The sequence below is a fragment of the Streptomyces sp. GD-15H genome (assembly GCF_045291515.1).
Classification (GTDB): Bacteria; Actinomycetota; Actinomycetes; order Streptomycetales; family Streptomycetaceae; genus Streptomyces.
The window spans coordinates 1,423,823-1,444,001 of record NZ_CP149447.1; the positions used below are offsets into that span (position 1 = coordinate 1,423,823).

Annotated in this window: 17 protein-coding genes and 1 pseudogene; 10 read left to right on the forward strand and 8 right to left on the reverse strand. The window is 71.7% G+C overall.

Annotated features, from left to right (window positions below; genetic code table 11):
- Positions 1–5: 5 nt before the first annotated feature.
- The 3 genes from WJ438_RS06960 to WJ438_RS06970 all read right to left on the reverse strand — a co-directional run bounded on the left by WJ438_RS06960 (position 6) and on the right by WJ438_RS06970 (position 3,464).
- Positions 6–845 carry an alpha/beta fold hydrolase gene (locus WJ438_RS06960; RefSeq protein WP_406724423.1) on the reverse strand — a complete coding sequence of 280 codons (840 nt, stop codon included), beginning with the start codon at positions 843–845 and terminating at the stop codon, positions 6–8.
- 71 nt (positions 846–916) lie between these two features.
- A complete protein-coding gene (locus WJ438_RS06965) occupies positions 917–2,323 on the reverse strand; it encodes an MmgE/PrpD family protein (RefSeq protein WP_406724424.1) in 1,407 nt (468 codons plus the stop codon).
- Positions 2,324–2,696: 373 nt separating this feature from the next.
- Entirely contained in the window at positions 2,697–3,464 is a 768-nt protein-coding gene (locus WJ438_RS06970; protein ID WP_406724425.1) for an IclR family transcriptional regulator, read from the reverse strand.
- A 250-nt stretch (positions 3,465–3,714) separates the two neighbouring features.
- On the opposite strand from WJ438_RS06970, the gene WJ438_RS06975 reads away from it, so the two are divergent.
- From WJ438_RS06975 to WJ438_RS07020, 10 genes are read left to right on the forward strand one after another with little or no spacing between them, the layout of a single operon-like run.
- Complete coding sequence (locus WJ438_RS06975; protein WP_406724426.1) at positions 3,715–4,686, forward strand: ABC transporter substrate-binding protein; 972 nt, start codon at positions 3,715–3,717, stop codon at positions 4,684–4,686.
- Entirely contained in the window at positions 4,683–5,507 is an 825-nt protein-coding gene (locus tag WJ438_RS06980) for an ABC transporter permease (RefSeq protein ID WP_406724427.1), read from the forward strand. The genes WJ438_RS06975 and WJ438_RS06980 overlap by 4 nt, the downstream gene beginning before the upstream one ends.
- Positions 5,504–6,292 carry an ABC transporter permease gene (locus WJ438_RS06985; RefSeq protein ID WP_406724428.1) on the forward strand — a complete coding sequence of 263 codons (789 nt, stop codon included), beginning with the start codon at positions 5,504–5,506 and terminating at the stop codon, positions 6,290–6,292. Before WJ438_RS06980 ends, WJ438_RS06985 begins: the two co-directional genes overlap by 4 nt.
- Positions 6,289–7,077 carry an ABC transporter ATP-binding protein gene (locus WJ438_RS06990; protein ID WP_406724429.1) on the forward strand — a complete coding sequence of 263 codons (789 nt, stop codon included), beginning with the start codon at positions 6,289–6,291 and terminating at the stop codon, positions 7,075–7,077. Before WJ438_RS06985 ends, WJ438_RS06990 begins: the two co-directional genes overlap by 4 nt.
- Positions 7,078–7,083: 6 nt before the next feature.
- Positions 7,084–8,283, forward strand: coding sequence for a flavin reductase family protein (locus WJ438_RS06995; protein WP_406724430.1), 1,200 nt, complete (start codon positions 7,084–7,086; stop codon positions 8,281–8,283).
- A 33-nt stretch (positions 8,284–8,316) separates the two neighbouring features.
- Positions 8,317–9,195 (forward strand): VOC family protein, encoded by an 879-nt coding sequence (locus WJ438_RS07000; RefSeq protein WP_406724431.1) that lies wholly within the window; start codon positions 8,317–8,319, stop codon positions 9,193–9,195.
- Positions 9,196–9,225: 30 nt separating this feature from the next.
- Entirely contained in the window at positions 9,226–10,392 is a 1,167-nt protein-coding gene (locus WJ438_RS07005) for a hydroxylase (RefSeq protein WP_406724432.1), read from the forward strand.
- Complete coding sequence (locus WJ438_RS07010; RefSeq protein WP_406724433.1) at positions 10,392–11,267, forward strand: alpha/beta fold hydrolase; 876 nt, start codon at positions 10,392–10,394, stop codon at positions 11,265–11,267. The genes WJ438_RS07005 and WJ438_RS07010 overlap by 1 nt, the downstream gene beginning before the upstream one ends.
- Before the next feature lie 41 nt (positions 11,268–11,308).
- Entirely contained in the window at positions 11,309–12,169 is an 861-nt protein-coding gene (locus tag WJ438_RS07015; protein ID WP_406724434.1) for an alpha/beta fold hydrolase, read from the forward strand.
- A gap of 35 nt (positions 12,170–12,204) precedes the next feature.
- Positions 12,205–13,668: a 4-hydroxyphenylacetate 3-hydroxylase N-terminal domain-containing protein gene (locus WJ438_RS07020; RefSeq protein ID WP_406724435.1), complete on the forward strand. Its 1,464-nt coding sequence runs from the start codon at positions 12,205–12,207 to the stop codon at positions 13,666–13,668.
- A gap of 106 nt (positions 13,669–13,774) precedes the next feature.
- Here WJ438_RS07020 and WJ438_RS07025 read toward each other — a convergent pair whose 3' ends face one another.
- The 5 genes and pseudogenes from WJ438_RS07025 to WJ438_RS07045 all read right to left on the reverse strand — a co-directional run bounded on the left by WJ438_RS07025 (position 13,775) and on the right by WJ438_RS07045 (position 20,044).
- Entirely contained in the window at positions 13,775–14,320 is a 546-nt protein-coding gene (locus WJ438_RS07025; protein ID WP_406724436.1) for an O-acetyl-ADP-ribose deacetylase, read from the reverse strand.
- Positions 14,317–15,726: a phytoene desaturase family protein gene (locus WJ438_RS07030; RefSeq protein WP_406724437.1), complete on the reverse strand. Its 1,410-nt coding sequence runs from the start codon at positions 15,724–15,726 to the stop codon at positions 14,317–14,319. Before WJ438_RS07030 ends, WJ438_RS07025 begins: the two co-directional genes overlap by 4 nt.
- Positions 15,727–15,875: 149 nt before the next feature.
- Entirely contained in the window at positions 15,876–16,721 is an 846-nt protein-coding gene (locus tag WJ438_RS07035; RefSeq protein WP_406724438.1) for an inositol monophosphatase family protein, read from the reverse strand.
- Between the two features lie 101 nt (positions 16,722–16,822).
- A pseudogene (locus tag WJ438_RS07040) lies at positions 16,823–18,681 on the reverse strand (gamma-glutamyltransferase family protein).
- A gap of 226 nt (positions 18,682–18,907) precedes the next feature.
- Complete coding sequence (locus WJ438_RS07045; RefSeq protein ID WP_406729617.1) at positions 18,908–20,044, reverse strand: phospholipase D-like domain-containing protein; 1,137 nt, start codon at positions 20,042–20,044, stop codon at positions 18,908–18,910.
- Between the last annotated feature and the right edge of the window lie 135 nt (positions 20,045–20,179).

The window sequence follows — 20,179 nt, forward strand, 5'->3', positions numbered from 1 at the left end:
CTTCCTCAGTTGTGGAGAAGGAAGTCGGTGACGGTGCGGTTGAACTCGTCGGCGTGCTCGAGCTGGGCCCAGTGGCCGCAGCCGGCCAGCAGCACCATCCGGGAGCGCGGCACCAGTGAGACCAGCTTCAGCGAGCTCTCGTAGTGCACGACCCGGTCGTCGCGGCCGTGGAAGAACAGTGCCGGCGCGGTGATGCCGGCGATCTGGGCGTGGGTGGCCATGTGCGGGCGCGGCCTGCCGAGCCCGTCGGCGAAGTTGGCGAGGTGGTCCGGACGCTCGACCGCGGCCCGGTGGCGTTGGCGGACCAGTTCCTCCGAAGCGTGCGCCGGATCGAAGGTCATCACGTCGACCAGGTCGCGGAAGTTCTCCTCGGTGGGCTCGCGGTAGGTCCGCTGCAGCACCCGCACGCCCTCGCTCGGCCCGCCGCCGGGCACGAAGAGGTGGGCGCCGCCGACCCCGGCGCCCATGGTGACCAGGTGGCTGGTCCGCTCCTGGTGGGTCGCGGCGAACATGATCGAGGTGGCGCCGCCCATCGAGTTGCCGATGAACGCCGCTTTCTCGATCTCCAGCGCGTCGAGGAACTCCAGCGCGGTCGCGGCGTGGTCCCGGTGGTCGTAACCGACCGGGTCGGACTTGCCCCAGCCGGGCATGTCGACGGCCAGGCAGCGGAACCGCTTGCCCAGCTCGCGGATGTTCGCCGCGAAATTGCTCCAGCCGGTCGCGCCGGGGCCGGAGCCGTGCAGCAGGACGAGCGGGTGCCCCTCGCCGTACTCGTGGTAGTGGACGCGCCCGCTCGGCAGTTCCACGAAGCGGCTGGTCGCTTCCTCGGTGAAGGTGTCGGTCATGGTCGGATCTCTCCTGGTGTCGGGTACGGCGACGCGGTGCGGGTTGCGTCCGGGGGAGGCGGGAGGCCGGGTCAGCCGCCGTGGACGGGCGGGCCGGCGAGGAGTGTCTGCAGGTCCTGCGGTTCATCGGCGTCCGGGACGGTGTGGAGCGCGGCGAGCCAGGACTCGTTCACGGGGCCCCGTCCCACGCACTGGTGGAACTTGGCCGCCAGCTCGGCGGGCGACAGCGGCCGGTGCGAGTCGCCGCGGGAGTGGTGGACATCGCGGACCAGGAGTCGGCCGTCGTCGGTGTGCAGCCGGACGACGGTGTGGCCCGGCTCCTCGGCCGGCGGCCGCTCGGTGAGTTCGATCCGGGCCATCAGCTCGGCGACACCCCGCCGCTTCAGGGCCTCGTCGGTGAAGTCGCTGAGCAGCACGTCCCCGGTCAGCAGGGCGACGGCGAGGGTGTACTCCAGGGAGAACTTGGCCTCGAGTCCGTTGCTCGGAGCGGTGTCCCGCAGTGGCCGGGTGCCACCGTGCTCGAGGGTCACCGCGATCCGCGAGACCCGGTCGACGTCGGCGCCCAGTTCCTCGCGCAGGGAGAGTCCCGCGTCGATCGCGCGCTGGGTGGCGAAGCAGGAGGGATAGGCCTTGAGCGCGTAGTCGTCGACCCAACCGGTCACCCAGTGTTCCAGCCGCTCGCCCAGGACCGCTGTGCGCCGCGGGTCGTGGTCGCCGAAGAGGTCGAGGAAGCCGCCGCGTGCCTCCAGCTGGGCGGGGTTGGCGGTGAAGCCACGGCCGGCCAGCCCTACGGCCATCACGGCGTCCCGCGCTGCCAGGCCGGCGTGCATCGGCTTGGTCATCGTGCCGAAGTTCGCCAGGCTTCCGGACGCCTGGGAGGCGGCGATGCCCAGGGCGTGGGCGGCCGTACCGCCGTCCAGGTCGAGCAGTCTGCAGGCGGCGGCGGTGGCGGCAAGCCGTCCGGTGGTGGAGGTGTTGTGCCAGCCCCGGCCGTAGTGGACGGCGTGCGGGAGTGCCTCGGAGACCGCGCGGAAGACGGCGGAGCCGACGCTGTAGGCGGCGTCGAGTTCGGCGCCGGTCACCGGGCGGCGGGCGGCGAGCGCGAAGAGTGTGGGCAGCAGGACGGCGGCGGGGTGCATCGCCATCGAGGGAGCGGCGTCGTCCCAGTCCAGAGCATGTGCGGCGGTGCCGTTGACCAGGGCGGCGTCGGCGGGCCCGAGCCTGCTCGTGGAGCCCCACACGGCCGCCGTCCCGGCCGGCGCGACGGTGTCGGAGGGTGCCTGGTCCTCGACCCAGTCGCGCACCAGCATGGCCGCCGGTGTGGTGAGTCCGGCGACGGCGACCCCGACGGTGTCGACCGTCAGTCCGCGCAGGGCCGCGCGGGTGGCGGGCTCGGTACGGCGGTCCCGTCTGCAGATGAAGTCGACCAGCTGCGCGGTCGCGCCGACCTGCTGCGGCACGGGGGAGGCGACGCTCACGGCTGTCCTCTCGATGGGTGGCCTGCGGGCCGCCCGGCGACCCACGGTGACCAGTCTCGGAGGACGAGGCGCCGAGCGGTCCGCGGCTCGCATCCAGCGGAAAGCGAGTTGGTGAGCGGGGCGCAGCGAGTGGGCCCGGCTGTCGGCGGAGCAGGCCACGCGTGCGCGTGCCGGCCGGCCCGACACCGGTGCAGCGCATGGCCGGCGTGCTGACGTGCGGGGCCACGACTTCCAGCTCGTCTGGCAGCACCTCCACGGCGGTGCGCCGAGCGCTGCGGCGTCGGGGTCCGCCGCTCGCGTCGGCGGCTCACCCCGGCTCACCTGCTGACGAGGTCGTTCGCCCGGGTGGCCTCCGCGGCAAGGGCCCGCCCCGTCAGGCGTGTGTCCTGCCGAGCGTGGTGTCCTCGTCACGGCCGCGCAGGCCTGCGGAGATGTCCCGGGCGGTCATTCGGGCCTGGCGGCCCAGCGCCACCGGCGGGTGCTGGCCCCGGCGCCCGCCGATCATCACGCAGGTGCCGACCGTCTGGTCCTCGGCGAAGACGGGAGCGGCCGCCCAGACCAGCGGGGAAGTGTGCTGCGTGCCGGTGGGAGAGTGCGCGAAGCCGTTCTGCCGCACCTGGGCGAGCGTCTGTCGCCAGGCGAACTGCTCCTCGCTGCGCAACGGACGCGACGTCGGCCGGCGGTCCAGGTCCTGTCCCCAGGCCAGGAGGACCAGACCGGCGGGGTGCTCGTCCAGCGTCGGCGACCCGAACTGCTCCCAGACCCGGACGGTACTGCGCCCGGCGATCTTGTCGATGATGTGCAGCCGGTCGCCGTCGCGGGTCACCAGGGCGACCGGCAGCCGCGTGCTCGCGTGCAGGTCGACCAGGGCCGGGCGGGCGCAGTCGCGCAGCAGCCGGATGTCCGGGACACCGTGGCCGAGCCGCCACAGGCGCGGGCCGAGCCGGTAGCGGCCACGGCCGGTCCGCTCGATCGCGCCGTGCTCGGAGAGGGTGGCCAACATACGGTGCACGGTCGCCGGCGGCAGGTCGGTCACCGCGCAGATGTCGGCGACCGAGCGCTCGGGCCCGCCGCCGGTGAAGCAGCCGAGGATGTCGAAGGCCCGCGCCAGCACGCCGCGCTTGCCGTTGATCTCACTCATCTCGACTCCATCCCGCCTGCGACCGGCGTTGCCCGTCGGCCAACTATTTTCAGCCAGAACGTTACGTGTACACGGAACGTACGCGACGCCCTGCGTTCCGTCGAGGTTTCCTCGAGAGCCGAGTCGAAATTCCGATTGGTGAGGGATCGGGCCACTCGAGGGCCCCGTTTTGCGACTGTCGTCATGCCCGCCACGGACGAAACCTCCGAACGAGCCGCACTCCCGGGCACGACAGAAGGACTGGACCCTCATGGCTTCCACTCGTTTTCGCGCTGTCGCCGCGACCGCCGTCGCGGCGCTGGCCTTTTGTACCGCCTGCTCCTCCGACGGCTCCGGCTCGAACGCGTCGGCCGACGGGCCGCTCAATCTCGCCGTCTTCGCCTCGCTCAACGGTGTCCCGACCTTCGCCGCGGACGAGGAGGGCGTGTTCGAGAAGCACGACCTGGACGTCGAGATCAGCACGGCGAAGACGTCCACCGAGATGATCCCGCAGCTGCTCGGCGGCAAGGTGGACCTCGCTCTGGTCGACACGGCCACCTCGCTGGTCGCCGCGGGCCAGGGCGTCGACCTGGTCTACGTCGCCGGTGCGACCAACGGGGGCATCCCCAAGGGCCAGGAGGAGTTCAGCTTCGCCAATGTGTGGGTCCAGAAGGACTCCCCGATCAAGTCGCTGGCCGACCTGACCGGCAAGACCGTGGGGGTGCCGCAGATCAAGAGCGCGCCCTGGGTCGACCTGCGCGGTTCCGTCGACGAGGCCGGCGGCGACAGCTCCTCCATCAAGTTCGTCGAGTCCCCGGACACCCTGGCCGCCCTGAAGTCCGGCCAGGTGGACGCGACCACCACACCCGAACCGGTGGGCACCGTGGAGCGCGCCAAGGGCGACCTGCGCCCCCTGGCCCCGGTCAACTCCGGCGGCGGCGGCGTGGCATACGTCTGGGTCACCACCCGGGAGTTCGCCGAGGCGAACAAGGAGACCGTCAAGAACTTCGCCGAAGCCGTGCGCGAGGGCAACAAGGCGGTCAACGGCGACCGTGAGCTGCTGGTGAAGACCGCCGCCGAGGTCCTCGGCGCGGACGCCGGCCTCCTGGAGAAGGCTGCGTTCCCGGTCTACACCGAGAAGCCGCTCACCGCCGAGGACGTCGAATTCTCGGTCGAGTACATGAACAAGTACGACCTGTTCGAGAAGGGTGCCCCAGACGCCGCGAAGCTGGTCGGACCGTGATCGGCACGAAACCCAGGACGGTGACCGGTACGAAGCCCAAGGCCGCGTCGTCCGGCGTCCGGCGGTTGGCCAACCGGCTGCTGGCGATCTTCGTCGCGCTCGTCGTCTGGTACCTGTTCGCCCTCGGGCCCGGGGCCTCCAGCGACTTCCCGACGCCGCTGGAGAGCTTCCGGTCCGCGGTCGACCTGGCCGGAACCGGCGCCTACTGGTCGAACATCGCCACCTCGGTCGAGACGGCCCTGCTGGGGCTGGCACTCGCCGTGCTGGTCGGCCTCCCGGTGGGTCTGCTGATCGGCTCCAACGAACACGCCCGGCGCAGCACCCAGCTGATCCTCGACTTCGGCCGGACGGTTCCCGCGATCGCGCTGCTGCCGCTGTTCCTGCTGCTCTTCGGCGCGACCCGCGATCTGGGCCTGGTCCTGATCCTGGTCTCGGCGGTCTGGCCGATCATCATCCAGACCTCCTACGCGGTCGGGGAGATCTCGCCCCAGCTGCGCCGGGTCGGGCGTGCCTACCACCTCTCGCGGTGGCATTCGCTGCGCCACCTGGTGGCGCCGTCGATGTTCCCGTTCGTCTTCGTCGGCCTGCGGATCGCCGCGACGATCTCGCTGCTGATGGCGATCAGCTCGGAGTTCCTCGGCGGCTCCGACGGTCTCGGCTACGTACTGCTGCAGGCGATGCAGATCAACGACACCGAACGGGCGTTCGTGTACTCGTTCACCGCGGCGGTCCTCGGCCTGCTGCTCAACCTGTTCTTCGTGCTGCTGCAGCGCCGCGTGCTGTGGTGGCACCCCTCGGTCCGCAAGGGAGGTGCGGCATGAACCGGACGCTGAAGGTCGCTTCGCTGGTCGCGCGGGAAGTGTGGCTCCCGGTTCTGCTGGTCGCCGCCTGGTGGTGGCTCAGTGCCGGCAGCACCTCGCTCTACTGGCCCGCTCTCTCGGAGATCACCGACCGTTTCGTCGACCTGTGGTTCTTCGACCACCTCCTCGAGGACGCGCTGCCCAGCGTGGTCCGGCTGGTCGCCGGCTTCGGGATCGGATTCGTCGGCGCCGTGGTCCTCGGCCTGGTGCTCGGCTCCCTCCCGGCCCTGGAGGACGCGACCCGGCCGCTGGTGGAGTTCATGCGGGCGCTGCCCAGCGTGGCGCTGCTGCCGATCATGATGCTGCTGCTCGGCACCGACGACGACATGAAGGTGGTCACCATCGCCTTCGTCTCCACCTGGCCGATCCTGCTCAACACCGTCGAGGGCGTCCGGTCCGTCGACCCGGTCCTGCACCAGGTCGCGGCCGGCGACCGGCTGAGCGCCTGGCACCGGATCCGTTACGTCGTCGTCCCCGCCGCCATGCCCCAGGTCTTCGCCGGCGCCCGAGTGGCGCTGTCGATGTCGGTGGTGGCGATGGTGCTCACCGAGATGGTCGGCAGTCCGGGCGGGCTCGGCTACTTCGTCCTCAATTCCCAGCGCACGTTCGACATCGTCGCGATGTGGACGGGCCTGATCGTGCTGGGCCTGATCGGCTACGCGGCGAACAGGGCCTTCGGCCTCGTCGAGGCCTGGGCGCTGGCCTGGCACCGCGGTTACACCAAGCAGAAGGAGGATCAGCGATGAAGGCGCAGACCACCCCAGACATGGACGCTCCGGACACCGGCGTCACCGACCCGATCATGCAGGTCCGCGGGCTCGGCCACAGCTACGGCGAACGTCAGGTCCTTCAGGGCCTGGACTTCGAGGTCGGCCGCGGCGAGCTGATGTGCATCGTCGGACCGTCGGGCGTCGGCAAGACCACGCTCCTGGAGTGCCTGACCGGGCTCCGCCGCCCCAGCGAGGGCCAGGTGCTGTTCGACGGCCGGCCGATCGAGTCGCCGCCGCGCGGCCTGGCCATCGTCTTCCAGGACTACAGCCGGTCCTTGATGCCCTGGCTCAGCGTGCTCGACAACGTCGTCCTGCCGCTGCGCTCGGCGGGCGTGGCCAAGGACGAGCGGGACCGGACCGCACGTGAGGCACTGGCCGAGGTCGGTCTCTCCGACTTCACCGACTCCTACCCCTGGCAGCTCTCCGGCGGAATGCAGCAACGGGTCGCGATCGCGCGGGCGCTGGCCTACCGGCCGGCCGCGGTGGTGATGGACGAGCCGTTCGCCTCGGTGGACGCCCAGACCCGGGCGGACCTGGAGGACCTGCTGCTGCGGGTCCGCGAGCACCTCGGCATCACGGTGCTGCTGGTCACCCACGACATCGACGAGGCCGTCTACCTGTCCGACCGGGTGCTCGCCCTGGGCGGAAGCCGGCCGGGATCCGCAGTCTGCTCACCGTGGACCTGCCCGGCCCGCGCGAGCAGGTCACCACCAAGGCGCTGCCTCGTTTCGCCGAGCTGCGCAGCCAGGTCTACCGGCTGATCCGCAATGTCTGAGCCGACCACGGGCGCGGCCCTGACCGCGATCGACCCGCACATGTTCCGCGAGGCGCTCGGGCACTACCCGACCGGGGTGGCCCTGATCACCGCGACCCTCGACAGCGGCGAGCAGATCGGGATGGTGGTCGGCACCTTCACCTCCGTCTCCCTGGACCCGCCCCTCGTCGCGTTCCTGCCCGACCGCGGCTCGCGCACCTTCGCCCGGCTGCGGGAGGCCAGCACCTTCTGCGTCAACGTGCTCGCCGCCGACCAGGCCGACCTCGTCACGAGCTGGCGCGGTCCGGAGTCGTTCGCCGGCGTCGAGTGGCGGCCCTCGCCGTCCGGCGCGCCGATCCTCAGGGACTCGGTCGCCTGGATCGACTGCGCCTACCACCAGCTGGTCGACGCCGGTGACCACTACATCGCGCTCGGCGAGGTCCGCTCTCTGGACGTGCAGCGGCCGACCTCTCCGCTGCTCTTCTTCCAGGGCGGCTTCGGCGGCTTCGCCCCCTCGTCGTTCCTGGCACCGGCCGACCACGACCTGATCCGGGCCGCCCGGCTCAGCGAGGCGGCGATGGAGCCGCTGGCCGCCCTGGCCGCCGAGGAGTCGGCCGATGTCTCGCTGCTCGCGCTGGTCGGCGACCACGACGTGGTGATCGGTACCGAGCGCGGCTCGGCGACGCGCACCTATTTCGAGATCGGCCTGCGGCTGCCGCATCTGCCGCCGACGGGCGCGGTGCACCTCGACCCCGGGGACGAAGCCGCCGTCACCCGCTGGCTCGACCGGCTGCCGCGCAAGGACGACGCGGCACGCAAGCGCTGCCGGGAGATCGTGGAACGGGTCGCCGTCCAGGGCTACTCGCTCAACCTGGTGGGCCACGGCCCGGACCAGGAGACCTGGCAGGACGTCACGCGGTACATCCACGGCGAACCGACACCGCGACGCCAGCGTCAGGTGCTCACCATGCACCTGGACCACCTCGACTACTACGAGCCCGAGCTGGATCCGGACGGCACCTACGACGTCCGTTCCCTCACCGTGGCGGTGCCGATGGCCGGTGCCCCGCGGCTGGCGGTCCGGATGTCCTTCCCGCCGGCCGGGGCCGACGGCAGGACCGTCGCCCGGTGGGGTGCGCAGGTGCGCGACCGGGCCGCCGAAGTCGCCGACCTGATCCAGATCCGGTTCGGCCAGGACCGTGTGCTCGGCTGAGCCCACCCCCATCGAAAGACCGCGAGGAGAGACATGACCGCCCGAGTCACCGCCCTGGGTTACCTCCAGTTCACGGCCACCGATCTCGACCACTGGCAGGACTTCGGCCAGCGGGTGCTCGGGCTGATGGCCGACCGCCGGAACGACGACCGCCTGCTGTTCCGCGTGGACGAGAAGACCTACCGGCTCGAGGTGCGTCCCGGCGAGAAGGGCGGCGTCACCGCGGTCGGCTGGGAGACCAAGGGGCCCGCCGAGCTCGCCGAGCTGGAGGCGCGCCTGGTCGCCGCCGGGTATGAGGTGACCCGGCCGGGAGAGGCGGTGGCCAAGGAGCGGATGGTGTCGGACCTGATCCGGTTCCGTGACCCCGACGACTGCTACGACCACGAGATCTTCTGGGGTCTGAGCACCTCCTCGGTACGGTTCGCCTCTCCGGTCGGCGCGGAGTTCGTCGCCGGGACCGAGGGGGTGGGGCACGTACTGCAGGTGGTCTCGGACCGTGCCCGCTACGAGTCGCTCTTCCTCGACGTGCTGGGCTTCCGGCTCTCCGACCACATCGATCTGGCTCCGGACCTGGCCGCGACGTTCCTGCACTGCAACCCGCGCCACCACTCCTTCGCCTTCACCCCGAAGGTGGAGGGCCGTCCGCTGGGCGTGGGTCACTTCATGCTCGAGGTCACCGACCTCGACGTGATCGGCCGGGCGATGGAGCACATCGAGGACGAGCCGCACCGGCTGCTGAAGACGTTCGGCCGACACAGCAACGACCGGATGACCAGCTTCTACCTGCTGACCCCGTCCGACGTGGGACTCGAGTTCGGCACCGGCGGCATCAAGATCGACGACGAGACCTGGACGCCCACGCGGTACGACACCGCGCACTTCTGGGGCCACCACTCCGTCGATCACCACTGACCTGATTGCCACACCAGAGAGGAAGGCGCCATGAACGCCGTGCTTGACCGCGTGATGCAGCACGCCGAACTGCTGGAGAGCGACGGACCCGTCTCCGAGGAACTCGGCCGGGTCAGCGACGCGGTCGCTGCCGTGCTCCGCGAGTCCGGTGTGATCCGGATGCTCCAGCCCCGCGACTTCGGCGGCTTCGAGTCCCACCCGACCGAGTTCCTGCGCACCGCCTACGAGATCGGGCAGCGCAACGGCGCGGCCGGCTGGATCACCGGCGTGGTGGGCGTGCACCCGCACGAGCTCGCCCAGGGCGACCCGCGGATGCAGCGCGAGATCTGGGGTGAGGACCCCGACACCTGGGTGGCCTCGCCGTACGCCCCGATGGGCCGGGCGCGGCCGGTGGAGGGCGGCTACGTCTTCAACGGCCGCTGGCCGTTCTCCTCGGGCACCGACCACTGCCAGTGGGTGATGATCGGCGGCCTGATCACCGACCAGGAGGGCAATGTCACCGACCGGGAGACGATCCACTTCGTCATCCCGCGCAGCGACTACGAGATCCTGCACGAGTCCTGGGACGTCATCGGGCTGCGCGGCACCGGCAGCAAGGACATCGTCGTCAAGGACGCCTTCGTGCCGGAGCACCGGCTGATCCGGACCAACCCGGTCACCGACGGCAGTGCCGGGACGATCGCGGGCCGGGACGCGCCGTTGTACTCGATGCCGCGCAACGTGGTCTTCTCCGGCGCGGTCACCACGGCGACGATCGCGCTGGCCCAAGGCACCCTGGCCGCGTACGTCAAGTGGACCCGGGAGCGCAGCAGCCGGTTCGGCTCGGCCAGCCGCGACCCGTTCCAGCTGTCCGTGCTGGCGCCGGCGGCCGCCGACATCGACGCCAGCATCGGTCACGTCCTGCACGACATGGACCGGGCGTTCGACATCGTCTCCTCCGGACGGCTGCTCACCCTGTCCGAGCGTGCCGAGATCCGCCGCAACCAGGTCTCCGCCTCGCACCGCGCGGCCGCGGCCGCCGACAAGATCTTCAAGGTCAGCGGCGGCTCCCAGCTGCACGCGAAGAACCCGATGCAGCGGATGTGGCGGGACTGCCAGAGCGCCCTGCACCACGTGCAGAACTACGCCGGTCCGCTGTACCAGGCCTATGGCATGAACTACTTCGGCGGCGAGATGCCTGCGGCGGTGAAGGTCTGATGGCGGCCGGCAGCCACGAACCGCTCACCCGGGAGTCCACGTCCCGGTTCGTCACCGTCGACGGCACCCGCATCCACTACCACGAGGCGGGCACCGGCCCGGACGTCCTGCTGTGCGTCCACGGCGGGGCGCCCGGGGCCTCGGGCTGGGGCAACTTCGGCACCAATCTCGCCGAGCTGTCCCGGCATGCCCGGGTCCTGGTCGTCGACCTGCCCGGCTACGGCCGGTCCGACTCCATCGAGCTGTCCGGCGGCAAGTACCGGCCCTACGCCGACGTGTTCGCCGCGATGCTCCGCGAGCTGGGCATCGAGCGGGCGAGTGTGGTCGGCCTGGCCACCGGCGGTGCGGTCGCGATCGCGATGGCCCTGTACCACGCCGAGCGCGTGGACCGCCTGGTCCTGGTCTCCAGCGCCGGCGGTGTGCCCCTGTTCAGCACGACGCCGTCCGAGGGCCAGAAGGCCATCCGCTCCTACTACGCGGGCGAGGGACCGTCGCGGGAAAAGATGCGCGCCTATCTGCGGATGATGATGTCCGACCCGGCGCTGGTCACCGACGAACTCGTCGAGGAGCGGTACCTGGAGTCGGTCGCCGGCGGCGAGGAGCGCCGGGCCGGCGCCGAGTCGGCGGGCGTGCCGGCCGAGCCGCTGTGGCAGGAGCTGGGCCGGATCGCGGTGCCGACGCTGATCGTCTGGGGCACCGAGAACCGGGTGCAGGGCTTCGACAACGCCCTCTTCCTGCTCAACCGGATCCCCGACGCCCAGCTGCACCTGTTCAAGCGCACCGGACTGTGGGTGCCCCATGAGCGGGCCTCGGAGTTCACCCGGCTGGTGCTCGGATTCCTCGCCGAGCGTACGGCCGGCCCGGCCACCGCCTGAGCCCGCCGGAGCCGGGCCGAGATCCATCCAAGGAGAAGAAGATGACGTACACGAGCGTGTGGTCCGACCTGGCACAGGTCGAGTTCCGGCAGGGGTACCTGGAGACGGGACCGTACCGGACCCGGTTCCTGCAGTCGGGCAGCCCGGACAAGCCGTTGCTGCTGTTGCTGCACGGGATCACCGGGCATGCCGAGGCGTACGTGCGGAACCTGGCCGCGCACGCGGAGCACTTCAACTGCTACGCGATCGACTTCATCGGCCACGGCTACTCCACCAAGCCCGAGCACCCGCTGGAGATCCCGCACTACCTCGACCAGGTCAACCGGGTGCTGGACGCGCTGGGTCACGAGAGCGCGTACTTCAGCGGGGAGTCCCTGGGGGGCTGGGTGACGGCGCGGTTCGCGCAGTTGCATCCCGGACGCACCGAGCGGATCGTGCTCAACACCATGGGCGGCACGATGGCGAACCCCAAGGTGATGGAGCGGCTGCTGACGCTGTCCACGCAGGCCGCCGAGGATCCCTCCTGGGAGCGGGTCAAGGCCCGTCTGGAGTGGTTGATGGCCGATCCGTCGATGGTCACCGACGATCTGATCAGGACCCGGCAGGCGATCTTCGAGCAGCCGGACTGGAAGATGGCGTGCCGGATGAACATGGCACTCCAGGACCTCGAAACCCGGCGGCGCAACATGCTCACCGACGACGACCTGCGCGCGATCCGGGCCGAGGCGCTGGTCGTGTGGACCACCAAGGACCCGTCGGGCCCGGTGGACGAGGGACGCCGGATCGCGGACCTGATCCCGCGCGGACGGCTCGCGGTCATCGAGAACGCCGGCCACTGGCCGCAGTACGAGCAGACCGAGACCTTCGACCGGATCCAGCTCGACTTCCTGCTCGGCCGCTGACCTCCGCGCCGAGCCTCATCACAAGGAGTGACGCCATGGGGCTTCGTTCGGGTGCCGCGTACCTGAAGAGCCTGCGGGACGGGCGCAGTCTGTACATCAACGGTGACCGGGTCGACGACGTCACCGCCCACCCCGCCTTCCAGGGCGTGCTCACCACGCTCGCCGGACTCTACGACGCCCAGCTGGACCCGGAGTTCGCCGATGTGCTGACGGTGTGGGACACCGAGACCGGGGAGGCCCACAGCGCGACCCTGCTCGAGGTGCACGACCACGACGACGTGCTGACCCGGCAGCGCTGTGACCGGCTCCGGACCGAGCTCACCTACGGCATGATGGGCAGGCTCCCCGACTTCATGAACGCCTATCTGCTCGATGTCAAGAGCAGCCTGGAGCACGTCGGCAAGCACGAGGAGGCGGCCCGGATGGGCGACTACCTCGCGCGGCTGCGCCGGGAGGACCTCGCGGTCACCCACACCCTGGTGGACCCGCAGAGCGACCGCTCGACGCAGGACGCCCCGGCGGAGGCGGTGCGGATCGTGGAGCGACGCGCGGACGGCATCGTGGTCCGCGGCGCGCGTCTGCTCTCCACCCTCGCCCCGGTCGCCAACGAGGTCTTCGTCGGTCCGTACGTGCCGCGCAGGCCGGGGCAGGAGGACTACGCTCTGGTCTGCACGCTTCCGCTCGACGCGCCCGGCCTCAGCATCGTCTGCCGACAGGCCTACGACCGCGGGGACGGCCTCTTCGACACCCCGCTGAGCGGCCGTTTCGACGAGGGTGACGCGATCCTCGTGTTCGACGACGTCTTCGTCCCCCAGGGCCGGGTCGTCGTCGCCGGCGACCTGGACGCCTACAACAACGTGGTGCGAGGCGCGGTGGGCTACGGCCCGCTCCAGGGGGCGGCGCGCAGCACCGCCAAGCTGAAGTTCCTCGCCGGCCTGGCCACCGTGGCCGCGCGGACGACGGGTCGGGCGGACTCGCCGCGCTACCAGGAGGAGCTCGGCGAGATCATGGGGCTGCTCAACGTCGCCGAGGGCGTCCTCGACGGTGCCGCGCTCGACCTGAGCCGCCGGATCGGCGAACGTCGCGACCCCGGGTCGGTGCGGCGCGGTCACGGCCTGCCGGGCGAGGAGTCGCGGGTCGGCATCGCGGCGTTGACGTTCTTCTTCCCGCACGCGATCGCCAGGGCGGTCGAGGTGCTCCGGATGGTCGCCGGCAGCGGCGCGATCGTGATGACCGAGGGCGAGTTGCGGCACGAGGAGATCGGTCACCTCGTCGAGAAGTACGTCCACGGCCCGGGGATCAGCGCCGAGCGCCGCCTCCAGGTGATGCGGATGGTCTGGGACATGACCTGCAGCCCGTTCGCCGCCCGTCAGGCTCTCTATGAGCGCTACTACACCGGCGACCCGATCGTCGGCAGGGTGCTGTTCTTCCACGCGCCGAAGACCCGCGAGGCGGAGGCCCTCGCCGAGCGCCTGCTGGAGGCCCGGGCCGCGAACTGACCGGGACTCACCAGCCGGGCGGAGGGCTCGTACGCTCCGGAGGGGCCGGGGAGCGGGCTCCGGCCCGGAACCGGGCGGGTTGGCCGGGCTCAGCCCGTGCAGGAGTTCAGCCGAGCTGTGCGGCGAACGCCTCGTAGGCGGGGGCGTCGAAGAGGACGAACCTGACTTCCTCGACTGCCGTGTCAGCCCCGCGTACCGCGTCCACGGCGATACGTGCGGCGTCCTCCAGGGGCCATCCGTACGCGCCGGTGGAAATGGCCGGGAAGGCGATCGTCCGTGCTCCGAGTTGGTCGGCGACGCGCAGGGACTCGCGGTAGCAGGACGTCAGCAGGGACGGATCGCTGCCGGAGCTTCGGTACACCGGGCCCACGGTGTGGATCACCCAGTGGGCGTCCAGGTCGCCCGCGGTGGTGGCGACGGCCTGGCCGGTGGGCAGGCCCTTGCCGACGGGGGTCCCCCCGCTCGAGCGAAGCCGAGAGTGGGGGAGGGAGGCGCGGAGTCCGCGGCACTCCTCGAGGATCGCGGGGCCGCCGCGGCGGTGGATCGCGCCGTCGACGCCGCCTCCGCCGAGCAGGGAGGAGTTGGCCGCGTTGACGATCGCGTCGACGTGCTGACGGGTGAGGTCGCCCTGGACGAGGGTGAGGGTGGTCATGTCCGGCGCAGCCTCCTCCAGACGGCCTTCGCCGCGTTGTGCCCGGACATGCCGTGCACGCCGGGGCCGGGCGGGGTGGCCGACGAGCAGAGGAACACGGCCGGGTGCGGGGTGGAGTACGGGAAGAGGGACAGCTTGGGGCGGAGCAGGAGCTGGAGGCCGCCGGCCGCGCCGGAGGCGATGTCGCCGCCGACGTAGTTGGCGTTGCGGGCGGCGAGTTGGGGCGGGCCGGTGGTGGCGCGGGCCAGGACGCGGTCGCGGAACCCCGGGGCGAAGCGCTCCAGTTGGCGTTCCAGGGCGTCGGTGAGGTCGCCGGTCCAGCCGTTCGGGACGTGGCCGTAGGCCCAGAAGGTGTGCTTGCCGGCCGGGGCCCGGGTGGGATCGGCGACGCTGGGCTGGACGGTGATGAGGAACGGCCGGTCGGGGGCGCGGCCCTCGCGGGAGGCGGCGCGCAGGGCGGTGCCGATCTCGGCGCTGTCCGCGCCGATCTGCACGGTGGAGGCCCTGCGGGCCTCGGGCGCGGTCCACGGCACCGGGCCGTCCAGCGCGTAGTCGATCTTGAAGACGCCGGGACCGTAGCGGTAGTTCGCGTAGTGGTCGCCGAAGCCGGCGATGCGGGCCAGGGCGGTGGGCGAGGTGTCGAAGACGTACGCGCGGGCCGGGGGCAGGTCGTCCAGGCGCTTGACCTCGTAGTCGGTGTGGACGGCGCCGCCGAGGTCCTTCAGGTATCCGGCGAGGGCGTCCGAGATGGCCTGGGAGCCGCCGCGGGCGACGGGCCAGCCGCGGGCGTGCGCGGCGAGGGCGAAGACCAGGCCGATGGCGCCGGTGGCGAAACCGCCGAGGGGGGCGATCACATGGGCGACGAGACCGGCGAACAGGGTCCTGGCCCGCTCGTCGCGGAAACGGCGCATCAGCCAGGTGGAGGGCGGCAGTCCGACGAGGCCGAAGCGGGCGAGGGTGACCGGGTCGCGGGGCAGCGCGGTGAGCGGCAGGGACATGAAGTCGCGGGCCAGGGTGTCCCACCGGGGCAGGAAGGGTTCGACCAGGCGGCGGTACGGGCCGGCATCGCGCGGACCGAAGGAGGCGGCCGTCTCGCCGACCGACCGGGACAGCACGGCCGCCGTGCCGTCCAAGAAGGGGTGGGCCATGGGCAGGTCCGCGTGCAGCCACTCGAGGCCGTAGCGCTCCAGCGGCAGGGCGCGGAACGCCGGTGAGTTGATGCCCAGCGGGTGCGCCGCGGAGCACGGGTCGTGCCGGAAGCCGGGCAGGGTCAGTTCCTCGGTGCGGGCGCCGCCGCCGACGGTGCCCTTCGCTTCGAACAGCGCGACGGAGAAGCCGCGCCGGGCCAGCTCCGCGGCGGCGGTCAGTCCGTTCGGCCCCGCCCCCACCACGACCGCATCGAGCATCGACACCACCTTCGGACTCCTTCGTCAGCCGACGGCAACCGGAGGATCAGGATATGCCGGTGCGCCGACACTGCCCCGAGTGCGGAGCGACCTCACCGGGATTCTGGGCCAACGCCGCCTCGGCCGACCGCGCCGCCGACCCGGAGGGGTCAGACCCCGGCCGACAGCAACCCCACCACCCGGCGGGCCGTGGCCTCGTCGCGGGCCGCGGTGAACGGGAGGTCGTTGCCGCCCGTGATGCGGAAGGGGTCGCCGGAGCGGGTCAGGTGGGTGCCGCCCGCCTCCTCGACGAGGAGCAGGCCCGCCGCGTGGTCCCAGGCGGCTTCCCAGCAGAAGGCGGTGGCGTCCGACTCGCCGCGGGCGACGGCTAGGTACTCCAGTCCGGCCGAGCCGCAGGAGCGGGGCGCCACACCGTCCGCCTCCAGGCCGAGGAGCGAACGCTTCTGCTCTTCCGTCGTGAAGTCCGGGTGGGAGGTGGCCACCCGCAGGTCGCGGCCGGGTTCCGGGGGGCCCGCGTGCAGCCGCGTCCCGTCGAGGAAGGCGCCCTGCCCGCGGACGGCGGTGGCGAGTTCCTCGCGGGCGGGGGCGTACGTCCACGACGCGTGAACGACTCCCCCGTGGGCGAGGGCGACCAGGGTGCAGAACCCGGTGTCGCCGTGCACGAACTGCCGGGTGCCGTCGACGGGGTCGACGATCCACACCGGCGCCTCGCCGCGTATCCCGTCGTACGATGCCGGGTTGTCGTGCACCGCCTCCTCGCCCACCACGACGGAGCCGGGCAGCAGGGCGAGCAGCGCCTCGGTGAGGTACAGCTCGGACTGCCGGTCGGCGTCGGTCACCAGGTCGTGCGGGCCGGACTTGCGGTCGATCTCGTGGTCGGCGAGCCGGCGCCAGCGCGGCATGATTTCCTGTGCGGCAGCCTTGCGGACGGCTTCCTCCACATCGACGGCGTGCTTGGCGAGAAACTCTTCGATGGTTTCGTTGTCCTTGATCATGTCTCCCATGAGAACATGCCCCACTGACAAACCCCACCCGTCCGGTGCACTCCAGGTGGTATCCCCATGAATATGGGTCCTCGGCCCGAGGGAGTATGGGCTCAGCGGCCCACCGCGTAGCCTTGCATGCCGCGCGGGTTCGCGGCCGCCGAGAGCACGCCCGTCGCCGGGTCCCGTGCGACCGCGCACAGCCGGCCCTCCGACCATGCCTCGCCGACCGTGACCCGATGACCCCGGCGCCGCAGCTCCCGCACCACCACCGGGTCCGTCCGGGACTCCACGGTGACACTGCCGGGACGCATGCCGCGCGGGTAGAAGGACCCGGGGAAACTGTCGTTGTGCCAGTTCGGGGCGTCGATCGCGCCCTGCAGGTTGAGGCCGCCGCGTACCTGACCGCGCAGTGCGACGGCGAGGAAGAAGTGCAGCTGCCACTGGTCCTGCTGGTCCCCGCCGGGCGTGCCGAACGCCATCACCGGCACCCCGTCCCGCAGGGCGAGGGACGGGGTGAGGGTGGTCCGGGGGCGGCGACCCGGGGTGAGCGTGTTGGGCAGCCCCTCCTCCAGCCAGGTCATCTGGAGCCGGGTGCCGAGGGGAAAGCCCAGCTCGGGGACGACCGGGTTGGACTGGAGCCAGCCGCCGCTCGGAGTGGCCGCGACCATGTTGCCCCAGCGGTTGACGACGTCCAGGTGGCAGGTGTCCCCGCGGGTCGCTCCGTCGCCGGAGACCTCCGATTCGCCCGGCACGGGGGACGTGGGGTGCTTGGCGACCGTCGGCTCGCCGACACCCGGCACGGCGGTGCTCCTCCCCGGGCCCCCGCCTCGCGCAGGCCGCCCGCGCCGAGGGCCGCCGCGCGCGCGTGCGCGCTCAGTCGCGGGGTGCGCCCGCCGGGGCTGCCGGGCCGCAGCGCGTGGGAGGCCCGGGGTCCCACACGGGTACGCCGCTCGGCGTTGTACTCCGCCGACAGGAGGTCGTCGAGCGGCACCTCGGCCGCGTCCCCGTACCATGCCTCCCGGTCGGCCATGGCGAGCTTGCCGCCCTCGATCAGCAGGTGCGTGTAGTCGGCGGAGCCGTACGGGGGCAGATCCGGCGGGAGCAGGGCGAGCTGCTGGAGCAGGACGGGGCCCTGGCTCCAGGGGCCCGCCTTGCACACGGTCCAGCCGTTCCAGTCGTACGTCGCCGGGTTCTCGTACGTCGCCGACCAGCCGGCGAGGTCGGCGGTGGTCAGCGTGCCGGTGTGGTGCTCGCCGCTGGTGTCCAGGGTGGGCCGGCCGTTCTGCCGTATGAATGCCTCGGCGATGAAGCCCGTGCGCCACACCTCCCGCGCGGCGTCGATCTGCGCCTCCCGGCTGCCCGCGCCGGCGGCCTCGGCCAGCAGCCGCCGCCAGGTGGCGGCGAGGGCGGGGTTGCGCAGCAGCTCGCCGGGGCGGGGCGCCCGGCCGCCGGGCAGGTACACCTGCGCCGAGGAGGTCCACTCCGTCTCGAACAGCTCCCGTACCGTCTCGACGGTCCCGCCGACGTTCTCCACGGGCGCGTGCCCGTGCTCGGCGTACCCGATGGCGTACCGGAGGACGTCGGCGAGGGAGCGGGTGCCGTGGTCGCGCAGCAGGAGCATCCAGGCGTCGAAGGCGCCGGGCACGGCGGCGGCGAGCGGTCCGGTGCCCGGGACGAGGTCCAGGCCGAGCGCCCGGTAGTGGGCGGCGCTCGCCCCGGCCGGGGCGACGCCCTGCCCGCACAGCACCCGTACCTCGCCGCCGGCGGGCGCCAGCAGGATGGGCACCTCGCCGGCCGGGCCGTTGAGATGCGGCTCGACGACGTGCAGCACGAAGGCGCCCGCCACGGCCGCGTCGTACGCGTTCCCACCGCCCTCCAGGACGGCCATGGCCGACTGGGACGCCAGCCAGTGCGTGGAGGACACCATGCCGAAGGTGCCCTGAAGGGTGGGGCGGGTGGTGAACTGCATCTCTCACCTCAGTGTTCGCGCGTGCCGACGACCTCACCCATCCTCTCTGCCCGCTCCGGGAAGAACCCGGGGAGAGGCCGGGGAGTTTCGGTGGCGGACGTGTGGTCCGCCGAAACGGCTGCGGGCGATGTGCGGCTGACGCCGACGGTGGAAGAACCTGCGGGCCTCGGCGGCGAGGACGGCCCGGTCACGGGCTCCCGTCATCCCCTGCCGCGCTCCCCCGGTGTCACAGGAACCGGCGTATGGGCAGGACGGCCTTCTCACGCGCCTGCTGCAGCAGCGACCGTCTCCCCCATCGTCCTTCCCGGATCGGCTCACTGTCCGTCACGTCCTCGTCGAAATGGGCGTCGAGGGTGCCGGTGAACTCCTCGTCGAGGACGGCCAGCATGACCTCCTCGTCGTGTTCGAGGGAACGCCGGTTGAAGTTGGTCGACCCGATGAGCGCGGCCGCCCTGTCCACGGTGATGACCTTCGCGTGCAACATCGTCGGCTGGTACTGGTAGATCCTCACGCCGCAGGCCAGCAGCTCCTCGTAGAAATGCTGCCCGGCCAGCCGGCAGACCCGTTTGTCGGTGTGCGGCCCAGGCAGAAGGATCTCCACCTCCACCCCGCGTCGCGACGCGTTGCACAGAAGTTCGATGAAGTAGGCGTCCGGTGAGAAGTAGGCGGTCGTGAGCCGGAACCGCTCCTCGGCCGACTCGATCATCACCTGGACCAGGGTCTGCATGTCCTGCCAGCCGAAGCCGGCCGAACCGCGCACCACCTGCACCACCGCGTTTCCCTGGGGCCGGTGTTCGCCGAACCGGTCATGGTCGTCGAAGAGTTCGCCGCAGCACTCGGCCCAGTTCTGCGCGAACGCCGCGGCGACACCGTCCACCGCCGGACCGCGCACCTCGACGTGCGTGTCGCGCCACTCGTGCTCGTCACGGGCGTCGCCGCACCATTCCTCGGCTATGCCCACCCCGCCGGTGAACGCCACGCGCTCGTCCACGAGCAGCGCCTTGCGGTGGCAGCGATGGTTCTGCTTGAGCGGCGAGAGCGCCATCGGCTCCCGGAACCAGACCACGCGCACGCCGGCTTCGCGCATGTGCTCCAACAGGCCCTTCTCGATCGTGCGACTGCCGAACCCGTCCAGCAGCAGCCGGACCCGCACGCCGGCGCGGGCCCGCTCCGCCAGGGCCCGGGCGAACTGCCGGGCGATGTCGCCCTTCCAGTACACGAACGTCATCATGTCCACCGTGTACGCGGCGGACCGCACGCTCTCCAGCATCGCGGGAAAGATCTCGTCACCGTTTCGCAGCGCGACCAGGGCGTTGTCCTCCGTCGCGGCGATTCCGATCAGCCGCTCCAGCCTGCGACGCATCCGCAACGCGCGTTCACCGGCGGACCCGCCGGCGGACGTGGAGGGCGGGGTGTGCTGTGGCACCTCTTCGAGGCTCATCCACTCTCCGGCCGGCACGCGAGGAAGCTCCGTACTGTCCGTCCTCGTCCGGCGGAG

Bases quoted from the DNA above. Each gene is read 5' to 3' on its own strand.
- WJ438_RS06995 (WP_406724430.1), top strand. From the start codon at position 7,084: ATGTCTGAGCCGACCACGGGCGCGGCCCTGACCGCGATCGACCCGCAC.
- WJ438_RS07005 (WP_406724432.1), top strand. From the start codon at position 9,226: ATGAACGCCGTGCTTGACCGCGTGATGCAGCACGCCGAACTGCTGGAG.
- WJ438_RS07025 (WP_406724436.1), bottom strand. From the start codon at position 14,320: ATGACCACCCTCACCCTCGTCCAGGGCGACCTCACCCGTCAGCACGTC.
- WJ438_RS07000 (WP_406724431.1), top strand. From the start codon at position 8,317: ATGACCGCCCGAGTCACCGCCCTGGGTTACCTCCAGTTCACGGCCACC.
- WJ438_RS07015 (WP_406724434.1), top strand. From the start codon at position 11,309: ATGACGTACACGAGCGTGTGGTCCGACCTGGCACAGGTCGAGTTCCGG.
- WJ438_RS07030 (WP_406724437.1), bottom strand. From the start codon at position 15,726: ATGCTCGATGCGGTCGTGGTGGGGGCGGGGCCGAACGGACTGACCGCC.
- WJ438_RS06970 (WP_406724425.1), bottom strand. From the start codon at position 3,464: ATGAGTGAGATCAACGGCAAGCGCGGCGTGCTGGCGCGGGCCTTCGAC.
- WJ438_RS06990 (WP_406724429.1), top strand. From the start codon at position 6,289: ATGAAGGCGCAGACCACCCCAGACATGGACGCTCCGGACACCGGCGTC.
- WJ438_RS06985 (WP_406724428.1), top strand. From the start codon at position 5,504: ATGAACCGGACGCTGAAGGTCGCTTCGCTGGTCGCGCGGGAAGTGTGG.
- WJ438_RS07035 (WP_406724438.1), bottom strand. From the start codon at position 16,721: ATGATCAAGGACAACGAAACCATCGAAGAGTTTCTCGCCAAGCACGCC.
- WJ438_RS07020 (WP_406724435.1), top strand. From the start codon at position 12,205: ATGGGGCTTCGTTCGGGTGCCGCGTACCTGAAGAGCCTGCGGGACGGG.
- WJ438_RS06975 (WP_406724426.1), top strand. From the start codon at position 3,715: ATGGCTTCCACTCGTTTTCGCGCTGTCGCCGCGACCGCCGTCGCGGCG.
- WJ438_RS06960 (WP_406724423.1), bottom strand. From the start codon at position 845: ATGACCGACACCTTCACCGAGGAAGCGACCAGCCGCTTCGTGGAACTG.
- WJ438_RS07045 (WP_406729617.1), bottom strand. From the start codon at position 20,044: ATGCGTCGCAGGCTGGAGCGGCTGATCGGAATCGCCGCGACGGAGGAC.
- WJ438_RS07010 (WP_406724433.1), top strand. From the start codon at position 10,392: ATGGCGGCCGGCAGCCACGAACCGCTCACCCGGGAGTCCACGTCCCGG.